Source organism: Amycolatopsis rifamycinica, from assembly GCF_000695625.1.
Lineage (GTDB): Bacteria > Actinomycetota > Actinomycetes > Mycobacteriales > Pseudonocardiaceae > Amycolatopsis > Amycolatopsis rifamycinica.
The window spans coordinates 175305-190974 of record NZ_JMQI01000028.1 but is presented as its reverse complement, the minus strand read 5'-3'; the positions used below and the strand labels follow the sequence as shown (position 1 = coordinate 190974).

15 protein-coding genes are annotated in these 15670 nt (G+C 72.5%); 13 read left to right on the top strand and 2 right to left on the bottom strand.

Features of this window, described 5'->3' with window-relative positions:
* Positions 1 to 146: 146 nt before the first annotated feature.
* Positions 147 to 3938, top strand: a complete 3792-nt coding sequence (locus DV20_RS15335; RefSeq protein ID WP_456356072.1) for an nSTAND1 domain-containing NTPase — start codon at positions 147 to 149, stop codon at positions 3936 to 3938.
* A 178-nt stretch (positions 3939 to 4116) separates the two neighbouring features.
* On the opposite strand, the gene DV20_RS46220 is transcribed toward DV20_RS15335, so the two are convergent.
* Positions 4117 to 4593, bottom strand: a complete 477-nt coding sequence (locus DV20_RS46220; RefSeq protein ID WP_200876430.1) for a hypothetical protein — start codon at positions 4591 to 4593, stop codon at positions 4117 to 4119.
* 28 nt (positions 4594 to 4621) lie between these two features.
* Positions 4622 to 6736: a HelD family protein gene (locus tag DV20_RS15325; protein WP_043780657.1), complete on the bottom strand. Its 2115-nt coding sequence runs from the start codon at positions 6734 to 6736 to the stop codon at positions 4622 to 4624.
* 124 nt (positions 6737 to 6860) lie between these two features.
* Here DV20_RS15325 and rsmD point away from each other — a divergent pair, with 124 nt between their 5' ends.
* From rsmD to DV20_RS15265, 12 genes are all read left to right on the top strand, one after another.
* Positions 6861 to 7421 (top strand): 16S rRNA (guanine(966)-N(2))-methyltransferase RsmD, encoded by a 561-nt coding sequence (gene rsmD, locus DV20_RS15320; protein WP_200876429.1) that lies wholly within the window; start codon positions 6861 to 6863, stop codon positions 7419 to 7421.
* A 43-nt stretch (positions 7422 to 7464) separates the two neighbouring features.
* Positions 7465 to 7950: a pantetheine-phosphate adenylyltransferase gene (coaD, locus tag DV20_RS15315; protein WP_043780654.1), complete on the top strand. Its 486-nt coding sequence runs from the start codon at positions 7465 to 7467 to the stop codon at positions 7948 to 7950.
* Between the two features lie 143 nt (positions 7951 to 8093).
* Positions 8094 to 8786: a ribonuclease domain-containing protein gene (locus tag DV20_RS15310; protein WP_043780653.1), complete on the top strand. Its 693-nt coding sequence runs from the start codon at positions 8094 to 8096 to the stop codon at positions 8784 to 8786.
* A gap of 64 nt (positions 8787 to 8850) precedes the next feature.
* Positions 8851 to 9351, top strand: coding sequence for a SigE family RNA polymerase sigma factor (locus DV20_RS15305; protein ID WP_043780652.1), 501 nt, complete (start codon positions 8851 to 8853; stop codon positions 9349 to 9351).
* Positions 9351 to 10061 (top strand): hypothetical protein, encoded by a 711-nt coding sequence (locus tag DV20_RS15300; RefSeq protein WP_043780650.1) that lies wholly within the window; start codon positions 9351 to 9353, stop codon positions 10059 to 10061. Before DV20_RS15305 ends, DV20_RS15300 begins: the two co-directional genes overlap by 1 nt.
* A 113-nt stretch (positions 10062 to 10174) precedes the next feature.
* Positions 10175 to 10903, top strand: coding sequence for a DivIVA domain-containing protein (locus DV20_RS15295; RefSeq protein WP_043780649.1), 729 nt, complete (start codon positions 10175 to 10177; stop codon positions 10901 to 10903).
* Positions 10904 to 11063: 160 nt separating this feature from the next.
* Positions 11064 to 11657 carry a YceD family protein gene (locus DV20_RS15290; RefSeq protein WP_043780648.1) on the top strand — a complete coding sequence of 198 codons (594 nt, stop codon included), beginning with the start codon at positions 11064 to 11066 and terminating at the stop codon, positions 11655 to 11657.
* A gap of 80 nt (positions 11658 to 11737) precedes the next feature.
* Positions 11738 to 11920 (top strand): 50S ribosomal protein L32, encoded by a 183-nt coding sequence (rpmF, locus tag DV20_RS15285; protein ID WP_003090635.1) that lies wholly within the window; start codon positions 11738 to 11740, stop codon positions 11918 to 11920.
* Between the two features lie 13 nt (positions 11921 to 11933).
* A complete protein-coding gene (rnc, locus tag DV20_RS15280; protein ID WP_200876428.1) occupies positions 11934 to 12683 on the top strand; it encodes a ribonuclease III in 750 nt (249 codons plus the stop codon).
* Positions 12684 to 12773: 90 nt separating this feature from the next.
* Positions 12774 to 14129, top strand: coding sequence for a polysaccharide lyase 6 family protein (locus tag DV20_RS15275; protein WP_043780644.1), 1356 nt, complete (start codon positions 12774 to 12776; stop codon positions 14127 to 14129).
* Between the two features lie 45 nt (positions 14130 to 14174).
* A complete protein-coding gene (gene mutM, locus DV20_RS15270) occupies positions 14175 to 15044 on the top strand; it encodes a bifunctional DNA-formamidopyrimidine glycosylase/DNA-(apurinic or apyrimidinic site) lyase (protein ID WP_043780642.1) in 870 nt (289 codons plus the stop codon).
* 58 nt (positions 15045 to 15102) lie between these two features.
* Complete coding sequence (locus DV20_RS15265) at positions 15103 to 15537, top strand: helix-turn-helix domain-containing protein (RefSeq protein WP_043780641.1); 435 nt, start codon at positions 15103 to 15105, stop codon at positions 15535 to 15537.
* Positions 15538 to 15670: the final 133 nt, after the last annotated feature.

Sequence of the window (15670 nt, the reverse complement as noted above, 5' to 3'; positions counted from 1 at the left end):
CCGGGCGCCGCCTGTGACGATCTTCACGCCGGGTCGGGTGCGGCCTTCGTGCCGGTGCCGTGGTGCGGGTCGCGCGATTCCCGCACCCGGCCGCGGCCGATTGGCTACGGTGGGCGAATCGGAAAAGGAACAACGGGGAGGACCGGGTGCCGCGTCCGGAGCGACCTTTGGATCCCGGCGACGATCTGCTGACCGAATTCGCCGCCGATCTCCGGCGTTTGCGCGAGCGCGCCGGGAATCCGACCTACCGTGAGCTCGGACGGCGGGCGCACTACTCGGCCGGGACGCTGTCCGAAGCCGCCGGTGGGCGGAAACTCCCCAGCTTGGCGGTCACCTTGGCCTACGTCCGGGCCTGCGGCGGGGTGCCGGGGGAATGGGAGGAACGCTGGCACGCCGTCGCCGAAGAGTCGCGCGCTGACGGTGCCGATTCACCGCTGGAGCCGGAACCAGGGGAAATTCCGCCGTACGTCGGGCTGGGCGCTTTCACCCCCGCCGACGCCGGCCGTTTCTTCGGCCGGGAACGGCTCGTCGAAAAACTCGTCGAACGGCTCGGGAGACAACGTTTTCTCGCCGTCCTCGGCGCGTCCGGCTCGGGGAAGTCGTCGCTGCTGCGGGCCGGTCTGCTGCCTTCGGTGAAGGGGCCGGCCGTGTTGCTCACGCCGGGGCACCGGCCGCTGCAGGAGTGCGCGGTCAAGTTCGCCGCCGCGCTCGGTACCGCCCCCGGCGCCCTGCTCGACGACTTCGCCGCGCACCCGCGCAACCTCGGTCTGTCCGCCCGCCAGCTGGCCGACAGCGGGGGAGAGGACCTCGTGCTGGTCGTGGACCAGTTCGAGGAGGTCTTCACCCTCTGCCAGGACGAGCGGGAACGGGCCCGCTTCCTCGACGCGCTCGTCACCGCGACCACCGAACCGGACAGCCGCACCCGGGTCGTCCTCGGCATCCGCACGGACTTCTACACGCACTGCGCGCGGCACGCGGAGCTCGCCGAGGCCATGCAGGACACCCAGGTACTGGTCGGCCCGATGACGACCGAGGAACTGCGGCAGGCGATCTCGCGGCCCGCGATCGACGCCGGCTACCGCGTCGAAAACGCCCTGGTCTCCCGGCTGGTCGCGGACGCCACCGGCCAGCCCGGCGTGCTGCCGCTGCTCTCGCACGCGCTGCTGGAGACGTGGCGGCGCCGCCGCGGCACCACGCTGACCCTCGCCGGGTACGAGTCGACCGGCGGCATCGAGCGGGCCATCGCGCAGACGTCCGAAGGCACCTACGCGAAGCTCTCTCCGCGTCAGCAGCGGCTCGCGCGGCAGATCTTCCTCCGGATGACCGCGCTCGGCGAAGGCACCGAAGACACCAAGCGGCGCATCGGCCGCGCCGAGCTCGACGCCGACGACGCCGACACCGCCGTCGTGCTCGCCGAGCTGGCCGCGGCCCGGCTGGTCACCCTCGACGACACCGGTATCGAGATCGCCCACGAAGCCCTCATCCGCGGCTGGCCGCGGCTGCGGGAGTGGCTCACCGAAGACCGCGAAGGCCTGCGCGTCCACCGGCAGCTCACCGAGGCGACCGGCGCCTGGGAGGCCGTCGACGAGGACCCGGGCTGGCTCTACCGCGGCACCCGGCTGGCCATCGCCCGCGAGTGGGCCGCGCGCCAGGACTCCGCGCTGTCGCGGCGCGAACGGCGGTTCCTCGACGCGAGCCTCGCCGTCGAGCACGCCGAGCAGGAACGCGACCGCCGCCGGACCCGGCGGCTGCGGCAGCTGGTCGCGCTGCTCGCGGTGCTGCTGGTCGTCGCCGTGGCCGCCACCGTCTACGCCGTGCGCGCCGAGACCACCGCCACCGAGCAGCGCAACAACGCGCTCGCCCAGAAGGTCGCCGGCCAGGCACTGGCCATGCGCGCCACCAACCCCGCGCTGGCCGCGCAGCTCGCGCTCGCCGCCTACCGCCTCGACCCCGGCGCCGAAGAGCGCAGCGGCCTGCTCGGCATGTTCGGCTCGCCGTACGCGACGCGGCTCACCGGGCACACCGGCCGGGTCAACACCGTCGCCCTCCGCCCGGACGGGCAGGTCACCGCGACGGCGAGCTGGGACGGCACCGCCCGGCTCTGGGACGTTCACGACCCGCACCACCCGGTACCGCTGGGCGTGCTCGCCGGCCACAAGGGCAACGTGAACAACGTCGCCTTCGCCGCCGACGGCCGGACTGCCGCCACCGCCGGCTTCGACGGCACCGTCCGCGTCTGGGACGTCTCCGACCCGGCACGTCCGGGGCCCGGGACGACGATCGAGCAGCACGAAGGCAAGGCCTACGCCGTCGCGTTCAGCCCGGCCGGGCCGCTGCTGGCGACCGCCGACGTCAAGGGCACGATCCGGCTCTACGACACGACCGACCCCGCCCACCCGCGGCCGTCGGGGGAGCTGACCGGGCACACGTCCTACGTCAACAACCTCGCCTTCAGCGCCGACGGCCGGCTGCTCGCCTCCGCGTCGGCCGACAAGACCGCCCGCGTCTGGGACGTCGCTTCGCGGCGCGAGCTCGGTGTCGTGGCCGGGCACACCGACGTCGTGCACTCGGTCGCGTTCAGCCCCGGCGGCTCCGTGCTCGCCACGGCGAGCCAGGACCAGACCGCGCGGCTGTGGGACGTCACCGATCCGGCCCGCCCGGCGCCGCTGGCGTCGCTCACCACGCACAAGGCGACCGTCCGGTCGGTGGCGTTCACCGCCGACGGGCGGACGCTCGCCACCACCGGCTTCGACCGCACGGCCCGGCTGTGGGACGTCGCCGACCCGCGGCAGCCGCGCGAGCTGCAGTCGCTGCCCGGGCACACCGGCGCGGTCGTCTCCGCGGTGTTCACCCGTGACGGCCGCACCCTCGCCACGGCCAGCGACGACCAGTCCGCCCGGCTCTGGGACCTGCCCGGCCCCGGCATCGCCGCGCACACGGCCCAGACGTGCCACGTCACCTTCGGGCCCGGCGGGAAGCTGCTGGCCTCCGGCGGGTACGACCAGACCGTGCGGCTGCACGACCTCACCGACCCGCGCGCGCCGCGGGCGCTGGCCACGATCGGCGGATTCGGCGACGCGGTCTGCGGCGTGGCCGTCAGCCCGGACGGCCGCACGCTGGCCACCGGCAGCTGGGACCACACGATGACGCTGCGGGACATCACCGACCCGGCCCGCCCCGGGCCGCCGGTGGTGTTCAACCGGCTCCACGACGACGTCGACGCGGTCGCGTTCAGCCCGGACGGACGGCTGCTCGCCACCGCGGGCGACGGCCACACGGCCCGGCTCTGGGACCTGGCCGACCGCACCCGCCCGGTCGAGATCGCCCGGCTCGAAGGTCACGACGACGACGTCCACACCCTCGCCTTCAGCCCCGACGGCCGGACGCTCGCCACGGCGGGCTGGGACCACACCGCGCGGCTGTGGGACGTCTCGGCACCGCGGGCCCCGCGGCCGCTGGCGAAGCTGGCCGGGCACACCGACACGATCTTCTCGATCGCCTACAGCCCCGACGGCAAGCGCGTCGCCACGGCGAGCGCCGACCGCATGGTGCGCCTCTGGGACGTCACGGACCCGGCGCACGTGCCGCCCCCGGTGATCCTGGACGGCCACGCGGACGTCGTCATGTCGGTGTCCTTCAGCGGTGACAGCCGCACGCTGGCCTCGGGCAGCTACGACCGGACGATCCGGCTGTGGGACGTCGCCGCGGCGGCGCCGTACGCGGTCCTGCCCGAACAGCGCGACCGCGTCTACGCCGCGCAGTACGCCCCGAACGGCCACACGCTGGCGGGCGGCGGAGCGGACGGCTCGGTGCGGTTCTGGGAGGGCGACCCGGAGCGGGCGGCCGAGCGGATCTGCGCGGCGGTGTCACCCCGGATCGGCGAGGCCGAGTGGAACGACAGCTTCCCGGACCTCCGGTACTCCCCGCCCTGCCCCTGACCGGGTTGTTCGGCGTTGTTGTTCGGTGGGTGAGCGCGGACACCGAACAACCCGGATCGACTAGACATGCCCTCGGACGCCACGTCGTCCCACGACGTTTCATTTCACCGGGGGTCTGAAGGGCTCCTTCGAGGACACGGGAACCCGCCACCCGCTCCGCGAAGGGGCCCTTCAGCGTTCATCCTCCCGCAATGCACTGCTTTCGGGTCCAGGCGAGCGCGACGGTCTCTCCGCCGAGCCGCCGGCCCCCGGGGGTGCGCGCGGCGACGCAGCCGACGCGCAGGCCGCTGCTTCGGTGCGGCGGCTCGCCTTCGCGGAAGAAGTGGACCAGCTGGTTGGCGGTGGCCTTCGCGTGATCGCCGTCGAGGTTCACCAGCTCGGGCCGTCCGGCCAAGCCGAGCTCGGCCGCCGGTGCCGCGTGGACCGCGGCGACGTCGTCACCGCCGTCGGCGAGCCGGCCGAGCCGGGCTTCGCCGACCGCACCCCGGACCCCGGTCACGGGCGCCGCGACCGGATCACGCTCACCGCGGCCGGCTCGGCACCGTCGCGGCTCATGGACGAGATGCTCGACCGCGTGCGGGACGACCTGCTCGCGCCGCTGCCCGGCGAAGACCGGGAGTGCCTGGCGCGCCTGCTCCGCCAGGTGCTCGCCCACCACGAGCCGGGCTCGGGCCGATCCGGCGTCAGGCGGCGGGGATCCAGTCCGGGTTCGAGGCCAGCACGATCAGCTGCTGCGTCGCCCGGGTCAGGGCCACGTACAGCACCCGCCGCCCGGTGGTCGACTCGGTGATCAGGTCGTTCGGCTCCACCAGCACCACCGCGTCGTACTCCAGGCCCTTCGAATCCAGGCTGCCCACGACCTTGAGCCGCTCGTCCGCCTCGTCCGAGAGCCAGCCCGCGACCTCCGGCACCCGGTCCATCGCCGTGATGACGCCGACCGTGCCCTCGACCGTGCCCAGCAGCTCCTTCACCGCCGCCTGCGTGGCCGCGGCGAGGCCGGCCGCCTCCACCGGGCGGACCTCCGGCTCCACCCCGGTGCGGCGGACCGCCACCGGCAGCTCGCCGGACTCCGCGTGCCCCGCGACGACCTTCGCCGCCAGGTCGAAGATCTCCGCCGAGTTGCGGTAGTTCGTGCGGAGCGTGAACCGCCGCCGGGCCGTCTTGACGCCGAACGCCTGGTCGCGGGCCGAAGCCGCCTCCGCCGGGTCCGGCCACGAGCTCTGCACCGGGTCGCCGACCACCGTCCAGCTCGCGTACTTGCCGCGCCGCCCGACCATCCGCCACTGCATCGGCGAAAGGTCCTGGGACTCGTCGACGACCACGTGCGAGTACTCGTCGTAGTGCTCCGGCCGCGTCGGTGCCCCGCCCGAGCGGTCCGGCTCGACCTCGATCACCTGGCGCCGCTTGCGCTTCGGCGGCGGCCCGAGCAGGACGCGCAGCTCGTCCAGCAGCGCGACGTCCGCGATCGACCAGCCGCGCGACCGGTCCGCGAAGTCCGCGGCCAGCATCGAGATCTCCTGGCGGTTCAGCACGCCCTTCGCCGCCGCGGCCAGCCGCTTCTCGTCGGCCAGCCACTTGAGGATCTGCGCCGGGTACAGCACCGGCCACCAGACGACCAGGAAGCGGTGGAAGTCGATCCGCTCGCCGAGGTCGGTGATCAGCTCGGCCCGGTCGAGCTGCCTGCCGTCGTCCTTCGCGTGCTCCTCGGCCTTCGCGGCGAGGGCGTCCAGCAGCATCTCGGCCGCCCGGATCCGCTGCCGGTTCGGCGGCGCGCCCTGCGTGTGGGCCTTGCGGCGGACCTTCTCCAGCTCGCGCGCGTTCAGCTTCAGCACCTCGCCGCGGTAGACGATCCGCATCTCCTCCGGCGCCTCCGGCGGCGTGTCGCGCAGCGCCCGCAGCAGCACCTTCCGCATCCGCAGCGATCCCTTGACGGCGGCCAGCGGCGCCGCGTCCTGCCGGGTCGCCTCCAGGCCGTCGAGGACTTCGCCGAGCGCGCGCAGCTCGACGTTCGTCTCACCCATGGAGGGGAGGACGCGCGAGATGTAGCTGGTGAACACGCCCGAGGGCCCGATGACCAGGACGCCGGCGCCGCCGAGCTGACGCCGGTAGCGGTAGAGCAGGTAGGCGGCGCGGTGCAGCGCGACGGCGGTCTTGCCCGTCCCCGGGCCGCCGGTGATCTCGGTGACCCCGCGCCACGGCGCCCGGATGACCTCGTCCTGCTCCTTCTGGATGGTCGCGACGATGTCGCGCATCTTCTCGCCGCGCGAGCGCCCCAGCGCGGCCATCAGCGCGCCTTCGCCGACGATCTGCATGTCGTCGGGGACGGCGTCGGCGATCAGGACGTCGTCGTCGACGTCGAGGACGTTCTGGCCCGAGCAGCGGATCACGCGCCGCCGTACGACGTCCATCGGTTCCTCGGCGGTGGCCTGGTAGAACGCCGCCGCGGCCGGCGCGCGCCAGTCCGTGACGAGGTTGTCGAACTCGGCGTCGCGGATGCCGAGCCGGCCGACGTAGGTGCGTTCTCCCTCGCGGTCGTCGAGCCGTCCGAAGACGAGCCCCTCGTACTCGGCGTCGAGCGTCTGCAGCGTCTGGTTGGCGTGGTGGACCATCATGTCGCGCTCGAACAGCATCGACGCCTGCTCGAAGATCGCCTCGCGCTGCGCTCCCTGGCCGATCTCGTAGCCCTTCGTGCGCATCGCCTCGGCCTGGGCCTTCAGTTCGTCCAGACGGGTGTACACGCGATCGACGTGGGCTTGTTCGATGGCGATCTCGGCCCGTCTGACCCGAGGTTCGGACACGCATGGCTCCTTGACAGCTTTGGGATCGCCTCCGAGGGCGAAGAACGACTCTACGCGGTGGCCCGGGCGGCGACACCCGTGTCCCGGTCATCCGCGCGGCGACGTGTCCCCGCACAATCGGGGGGTGACCAGGATCGTGGCCGGGACGGCGGGCGGACGGCGGCTCAAGGTGCCGCCGAAGGGCACCCGGCCGACGTCGGAACGCGTGCGGGAAGCCCTGTTCAACGCCCTGGAGACGGCGGGCGAGCTGGACGGCGCCCGCGTTCTCGACCTCTACGCCGGGTCCGGCGCGCTCGGCCTCGAAGCGCTCTCCCGCGGCGCGGCGGACGCGCTGTTCGTGGAGTCCGACCGGCGGGCGGTGGACGTCCTTCGCGGCAACGTCGCGGCGGTGGGCCTGGGCGGCACGGTCCGGGCCGGGCAGGTCGAGGCGGTCGTCGCGGCCCCCGCGCCCGCCGCGTTCGACCTGGTGCTCGCCGACCCGCCGTACGCGGTGGACGCGGCGGCGCTCGGGTCCGTCCTGGCGGCGCTGGCGGCCGGCGGCTGGCTGACGGCGTCGGCCCTGGTGGTGATCGAGCGCGCCGCCCGCGACGGCGAGCCGGACTGGCCGCCGGGCTTCGAGCGGGCGCGGGCGAAGAAGTACGGCGACACGGCCGTGTTCTGGGCGGAGTACACGGCTGTGGCGTGAACCACGCGGCGGAGACCGGGTGCGGCACGGTAGCGTCCGCGCCATGCGGCGTGCGGTCTGTCCCGGTTCCTACGACCCGGCCACCAACGGCCACCTCGACATCATCGAACGGGCCAGCCGGCTGTTCGACGAGGTCGTCGTCCTGGTGGGGGTGAACAAGAACAAGAAGGGCGTCTTCGAGATCGAGGAACGCCTGGAGATTCTGCGCGAGATCACCGCGAAGTTGCCGAACGTCCGCATCGACTCGTGGGAGGGCCTGCTCGTCGACTACTGCCGCGCGAACGACATCACGGCGGTCGCGAAGGGCCTGCGCTCGGTCAGCGACTTCGACTACGAGCTGCAGATGGCGCAGATGAACCGCGAGCTCACCGGCGTCGAGACGCTGCTGATGGCGAACAACCCGGCGTACGGCTTCGTGTCGAGCTCGCTCGTCAAGGAGGTCGCCGCGCTCGGGGGCGACATCGAACGCTTCGTCCCGCCGGTCGTCTTCGACCGGCTCTCGGAGAAGTTCCCGAAGCTGGGGCGCTGACCCCCGGCGACCGTCCACAGGGGAGCCGGGGGTGTCCGGTTCCCGTCGTTCGGCCCCCTCCGTTCGTCGGGACTTCGGCCCGGGGGTGCGGGAGTTCACGTCGGCGTCTCCTGGCGATCATTCCATCGGGTTACGGTCCGAAAATGACCAACTACCGATCACGCCTGGTCGCGGTCCTCTTCGCGCTCCTGGCCACGCTGTTCGCCGGGGTCTCCGCCGCCTCCGCGGCTTCCCCGGCCGTCGCCGAGCAGAACTCCTGCGGGAACCTCTCGGGCTTCTCGCACACGACGCTTTCGGCGCTGCCGCCCGAGGCGACGACGACGTACAACCTGATCCGGACGGGCGGCCCGTTCCCGTACCCGCAGAACGACGGCGTCGTCTTCGGCAACCGCGAAGGCATCCTCCCGGCCTGCGCTTCGGGCTACTACCACGAGTACACGGTGCCCACGCCGGGCTCGAGCACCCGCGGCACGCGCCGGATCGTGACCGGCAGCGCCGGCGAGTACTTCTACACCGGCGACCACTACGCCACCTTCAAGGTCATCGACATCGGCGGCGGCACCACGCACGCCTGCGGCGACCTGTCGGGCCTGGCGAAGATCGGCTACTCCCAGCTCTCGTCGGCCGCGAAGACCGTCGTGAACAACGTTCGCGGCGGCGCGGCCACCGGCACCACCTACGAAAACCGCGAAGGCGTGCTCCCGGCCTGCGCGTCCGGCTACTACCAGCTCTTCGCCGTCGGCACGAACGACCGGGTGATCTCCGGGAAGGCGGGCGAGCTGGCCTACACCCCCGACCGCTACGCCACCTTCAAGCGGATCGACCTGAATTCCTGATCCCGTGCAACGCGCCGCGCCCCCTCGTCCGTGAGCTACACCGGAAGACGGACGAGGAGGCGCGATGCGGGCGGCGGACGACGCGGACTTCCGGGAGTTCACCCGGGCGAGGGCGCTGGCGCTGAGACGGACGGCGTACCTGCTGTGCGGCGACTGGCACCTGGCCGAGGACCTCGTGCAGAACGCGCTGGTCAAGCTGTACCGGGTCTGGCCGAAGATCACCCGGCGGGGGCCCGTCGACAACTACGCGCGGCAGGTCCTGCTGCGCTGCTGGCTCGACGAGTCGCGACGGCCGTGGCGGCGCCGCGAACGCCGTGACGGCGTCGTGCCGGACGTGCCGTCCCCCGACCCCGGATCCGGGATTTCGGGGCCGCTGCTGCGCGCGCTCGCCGAAGTCCCGCCGAAGCAGCGCGCCGCCGTCGTGCTCCGCTACTGCGCCGACCTGCCGGCCGCGGAGGTCGCGCGGGTGCTGCGCTGCTCGGAAGGCACCGTCCGGAGCCAGGCCGCCCGTGGGCTCGAGACCCTCCGGGGCGTGCTCGAGCACAGCACGGAAAGGAGCGCGTGATGACCGATCTCGAAACCCGCCTGCGCGAGGTGGACCTCCCGGAGCCGCCGCTGGGCTTCGACCCGGACGAGGTCGCCGACCGGGCGGCGCGGCACACCCGGCGGCGCCGGGCCGGGATCACGGGCACCCTCGCCGTGTTCTCGGCCGCCGCGGCCGCGGCGGTGTTCGCCCCCGGCACGTCCCCGGTCCCGCCCGCCGCCCCGCCGTCCTCGCCGTCCCCGCCGTCGCCGGCCGAGCAGGCGCGGATCCGGCAGGCGCTCGCCGACGCCGTGATCGGGGTGTTCCCCGGGGTGCGGGGCCTGACGGTCGGCGTGTCCCCGGCCGACGCCATCGGTCCCGGCCGGATGGCCGTGACCGCCACCTTCGCCGACGCGGCCGGGCGGCCGGGGAACTTCCAGCTGACGGTGTACGGCCGTGGGACGCCGGACGACCACGTGCCCGTGGCCCGGTCCTGCCCGGAGCCGGACACGGGCGGGCTGCGCTGCGACCGGATCCCGCAGCCCGGCGGGGCCGTGCTGCTGGTGTCCGAGGTCGGCTACGTGAGCACCGGGGGGTTCACGAAGCTGCGTGGCTTCGACAGCGTCCTCCGCCGGGCCGACGGCTCCGCGGTGACGCTGACCGACGCGGCCGACGACGCCGCCGACTCGGTGCAGCTCAGCGAGGAGCAGCTCACGAAGGTGATCACCGATCCGGCGTTCGTGCTGCCGTAGCGGCTCCGGCGCCGGGCGTGGCCGAGGGGGACACGCCCGGCGCCGTGCGCCTTCACCGCTTCGGCGCCCGATGCGGGCAGACTGGTCCTCAGCGACAGGGGATTGGAGTTGCCGTGTACCGGGTTTTCGAGGCGCTCGACGAGCTCGTCACGATCGTCGAAGAGGCGCGGGGCGTCCCGATGACGGCCAGCTGCGTCGTGCCCCGGGGTGACGTGCTCGAACTCCTCGACGACGTCCGCGACGCACTGCCGGCGGAGATCGACGACGCCCAGGACGTCCTCGACAAGCGCGACGACCTGATCCACGCGGCCCGCAAGGAGGCCGGCGAGACGGTGGCGGGCGCGAACGCCGAGGCCGAGCGCACGATCGCCGAAGCGACCGACGAAGCGGAGCGCATCCTCGCCGACGCCAGGGCCCGCGCGGAGCAGATGCTCGCCGACGCCCACGACCAGGCCGACCGCACGGTGGCGGCGGGCCAGGCCGAGTACCAGAACCTCACGGACCGTTCCCGGGCGGAGTCCGAGCGGATGATCCAGGCGGGCCGCGACGCGTACGACCGCGCGATCGAGGACGGCCGCGCGGAGCAGGCCCGGCTGGTGGCCCAGACGGAGGTCGTCCAGGCGGCCCACGCGGAGTCGGCCCGGATCGTGGACGAAGCCCACGCGGAGGCCGACCGCCAGCGAGCGGACTGCGACGCGTACGTGGACGGCAAGCTGGCGGAGTTCTCGGAGCTGCTGGCGACGACGCTGCGCACGGTGGACTCGGGCCGCAACCACCTGCGGTCCCCGGCGAACCTGCCCAGCTCGGGCGGCCGCCCCACGCTCTACGACTACCAGGTGTGACGAGCTTCTCAGCCGCGCTCGCTCCCCTCCCGAACCACCCGGTCCCAGCCTCCCGGACGACTCGTTCAGGACCTCCCGCGTCCCGAACGGGCCCCTTCGCGACGCCCGGGCGGCCGTCCCAGCGCAAAAGGGGTGGCGACCAGTGCGTACTCTGGACGGGATGTCCGAGAACAAGACCCCCCAGCTCGACGACCGCAGCCCGTGGGTGATCGACACCCGTGAGCTCGGCCGTCACGCCGGCCTCAGCCGCGCCCTCAAGCGCAGCGTGCCGGTGGAGACGCCGCTCGGCGTCCCCGACGTCATCACCATCGAAGCCGGCTCCGAGCTGGAACTCGACCTGCTGCTCGAGTCCGTCGTCGAAGGCGTGCTCGTCAGCGGCACCGCCCGCGCGATCGCCAAGGGCACCTGCGCCCGCTGCCTCGACCCGCTGACCGAAGAGGTCGAGGTCGAGGTCCAGGAGCTGTTCGCCTACCCGGGGTCGGTCACCGAGGAGACCACCGACGAGGACGAGATCCCCCGGCTGGTCGACGACAAGATCGACCTCGAACCCATCGTGCGCGACGCGATCGTGCTGGCTCTCCCGCTGGCGCCGCTGTGCACCGAAGACTGCGCCGGGCTCTGCACGGAATGCGGCGTCAAGTGGGCCGATCTCGAGCCCGGACACGGGCATGAGAAGATAGACCCTCGGTGGGCCGCACTCGTGGAGCGATTCGACGAGAACGCGGGCGAAAAGCCTGCGCAAGGGCCCAGCTGAGCAAGCCTGACGAGCGTCCAGCTCGTTCCGGAGGAAAGTTCGCTCGCACCGCGAGCAGACCGTCATAAGGAGATCTACTCGTGGCCGTCCCGAAGCGGAAGATGTCGCGATCCAACACGCGCTCCCGCCGCAGCCAGTGGAAGGCGGCTCCGGTGCAGCTGGTGCCCTGCTCCAACCGCGCCTGCAAGCAGCCGAAGCTCCAGCACGTCGCGTGCCCGTCGTGCGGCCAGCACAACGGCCGCCAGGTCGTCGAGCCCGCCTGATCGGGTAGCCGACATGGGGGGCAAGACGCCCGGGGGACCCGCTGCCGATCCGGCGCCGTTGCTCGAAGCGCTCGGGGTCACTCTCGACCCCGAGCTGCTCCGGCTTTCGCTGACCCACCGTTCGTACGCGTACGAAAACGGGGGTCTGCCGCCGAACGAGCGGCTGGAGTTCCTCGGTGACGCCGTGCTCAGCGTCGTCGTCACCGATCACCTGTACACCACGCATCCCGACCTGCCCGAAGGTCAGCTCGCGAAGCTCCGTGCCAGCGTCGTCAACATGCACGCGCTGGCGCGGGTGGCGCGCGGGCTCGGTGAGGGCGGGCTCGGGGCGCACCTGCTGCTCGGCAAGGGCGAAGAGCTCACCGGCGGCCGGGACAAGGCCAGCATCCTCGCCGACGGCCTGGAAGCGGTGATCGGTGCCGTCTACCTCGAACACGGCATCGAAATCGCGCGCAAGCTCGTGCACCACCTCTTCGACGGCCTGCTCGCCGAAGCGCCGTTGCGCGGGGCCGGGCTCGACTGGAAGACGAGCCTGCAGGAGCTGACCGCGTCGGCCGGCCTCGGCGTGCCCGAGTACCGGGTCGAGGACACCGGGCCGGACCACCGCAAGGAGTTCACGGCCACGGTGCTGATCGCCGGCCGTCCCCTCGGTCACGGCACCGGATCGACGAAGAAGGAAGCCGAGCAGAAGGCCGCCGAGACGGCCTGGCGTTCGCTGTCCGCCGAGCTCGAGGCGCAGAAGCCGGCCGAACCGGAGTCCTGATCAGCGGGAACCCCCGTTGACGGCGCCGCCCTCCCCTCCGTAGCGTGTTGATCATCCGCCGCGCTGGTACTCGTTGGAGAGGTAGGGCGGATGCGTCTGTTCTTCGTACCCTTGATCACCGCGGCGCTGGTCGTCGTGCCCGGCGCCCCGGCGTCGGCCGCGCAGGTCCGCGTCACGTCCCTTTCGGCGCTGCAGTCCGCGATGGACCGGGCGAACCCGGGTGACACGATCGTCCTCGCCGACGGCAGTTACTCCGCGGGCTCGACGCTGTCGATCAGGCGGTCCGGCACCGGGTCGGCGCCCGTGACGATCGCCGCGGAGCACGCCGGGCAGGCCACCATCACCGGGTCGAAGACGTTCGCCTTCGCGAGCGGCGTCTCGAACGTGGTGCTGCGCGGGTTCAGGTTCCGGGGCAGCGCCTCGCTGTCCGTCCCGGCCGGTGCGCCGAACAACCGCCTGACCCGCAACGACTTCCAGCTCACGGCCGACGGCAACTGGGTCACCGTCAGCGGCGACGACACCGTCGTCGACCGCAACGTCTTCCAGAACCGCACCAGCCAGGGCGTGTTCCTGCAGATCCTCGGGCCGTCCGGTGCCATGGCCCAGCGCGTCCACGTGCACCACAACTACTTCTCCAACCACCAGTTCGCCGGCTCGAACGGCGGCGAGTCGATCCGGCTCGGGCTGAGCGACCGCCAGTCGTCCACCGCGAACGCGCTGATCGAGAACAACCTCTTCGAGAAGGCCGACGGCGACAGCGAGGCGATCTCGGTCAAGTCGTCCGACAACGTGGTGCGGTACAACACCATTCGCGACAGCCGGGGCTCCATCGTGCTGCGCCACGGCAACCGCACCACCGTCGAGGGCAATGTGCTCTTCGGTTCCGGCATCCGCTTCCACGGCAACGACCACCGGATCGTCGGCAACTACGTGGCGAACTCCGGCGACCGGGCGATCGTCTTCGGCTCCGGCGACGAAGCCGACAGCGGGCCGGCGAGCAAGCTCCACGACCGGCCGGACCGGGTGACGGTCGCGTACAACACGGTGCTGGGCAGCTCGTCGGTGATCGACGGCGACGGCGGGGACTTCAAGCCGAAGGACTGCGTGGTCGCGGACAACATCGTCAAGGGAACCTCGGGCACGCTGGTGACGCTGCCAAGCGGGTCGACGGTGAAGTACGAGGGCAACATCACCTTCGGCGGCACGGCCGGGATCCCGTCCCGTCCGGTGGACCCGAAGCTGGTCAAGGACGCGGCCGGGCTCTACCGGCTGACGCCGGGGAGCCCGGCCGTCGACACGGGCGTGGGGTCCTACCCGTACGCGGCGAAGGACTTCGACCTGCAAGCCCGCTCGGGCACCTTCGACGTCGGCGCGGACGAGTACTTCGCCTCGGGTCCGACCCGCGTTCCGCTGACGAAGGCCGACGTCGGCCCGACCGCGCCGTAGGCGGCTCGTCCGAAAACTGTCGTACCCGCCGGGCACAATGGCCGTATGCCCGAACTACCCGAGGTCGAAGTCGTCCGCCTGGGCCTGCAGGCGCACGTCGCGGGGCGGACGATCCGCGAGGTGGAGGTCCTGCACCCGCGCGCCATCCGCCGGCACGCCATGGGCGCGGAGGACTTCACGCTGCGGCTCGCCGGCGCCCGCGTCGAGGCGGCGCGGCGGCGCGGCAAGTACCTGTGGCTGGAGCTGTCCGACAAGGAAGCGCTGCTGGCCCACCTCGGCATGAGCGGGCAGATGCTCGTCCAGCCGGCGGACGCGCCGGACGAGAAGCACCTGCGGGTGCGCCTGCGCTTCGACGACGGCGGGCCGGAGCTGCGGTTCGTCGACCAGCGGACGTTCGGCGGCCTGGCGCTGGACGACCTCGGGGACATCGGCGGCGACGTCCTGCTCCCGGACACGATCGCGCACATCGCGCGCGACCCGATGGACCCGGCGTTCGACCTCGACGCGGCGGTGCGGGCGCTGCGGTCGCGGCGCACGGAGGTCAAGCGGGCGCTGCTCGACCAGACGCTGGTGTCGGGCATCGGCAACATCTACGCGGACGAAGCTCTGTGGCGCGCGCGCCTGCACTGGTCCCGGCCGACCGAAAAGCTGACCATGGCGAAGGGGCGGGAGCTGCTGTCCGCGGCGTCGGACGTGATGAACGCGGCGCTGGGCGCGGGCGGCACGTCGTTCGACGCGCTGTATGTGAACGTCAACGGCCAGTCGGGCTACTTCGACCGGTCGCTGGACGCGTACGGCCAGGAGGGGAAGCCGTGCCACCGGTGCGGCACGGCGATCCGGCGGGAGCCGTTCATGAACCGTTCGTCGTTTTCGTGCCCGCGGTGCCAGCCGCGGCCGAGGGCGAACTTGCGTTGATAAAGGGGGTTCACCTTTCAGCTAGGATGAATGTGCCTGGCAGCTGAGGGAGTGCATCGTGGTCAAGGAGCCCGGAAAGTCGACGCTGGCCGACAAGATCGACCGGCTGTTCCACGTGGTCCGCAGGCCCGATCGGGAGCCGTACAGCAACGAAGAGGTCGCCAAGGCCTGCCGCGAGGCGACGGGCGAAAGCTTTTCGACGACATACCTGTGGCAGCTGCGCACGGGCCGCCGCGACAACCCGACCAAGCGGCACCTCGAGGCACTGGCGCAGTTCTTCGGAGTGCCGCCGGCCTACTTCTTCGACGACGAGCAGAGCCGGAAGATCGCGGAGGAGCTGGCCTTGCTGGGCGCCCTGCGCGACGCCGGGGTGCGGGATCTGGCGTTGCGCGCGGTGACGTTGTCTTCGGACGGCTTGGACACGATCAGCGACATGATCGACGCGATCGCCCGCAGGGAGGCCGGCCGCGGCGGGCCGAAGAAGGAGGGCTGACGGTGGTCCCGCCTTCCCGGCCGGGAAGGCTGAGGTGGTGTTGCCGTCCGGGCCGGGAGGGCTGAGCGCGGTCTCGCCGTCCGGGCCGGGCGCCGCGAACTGCTGGGCCGGGCGCCGTGAACCGCTGGGCCGG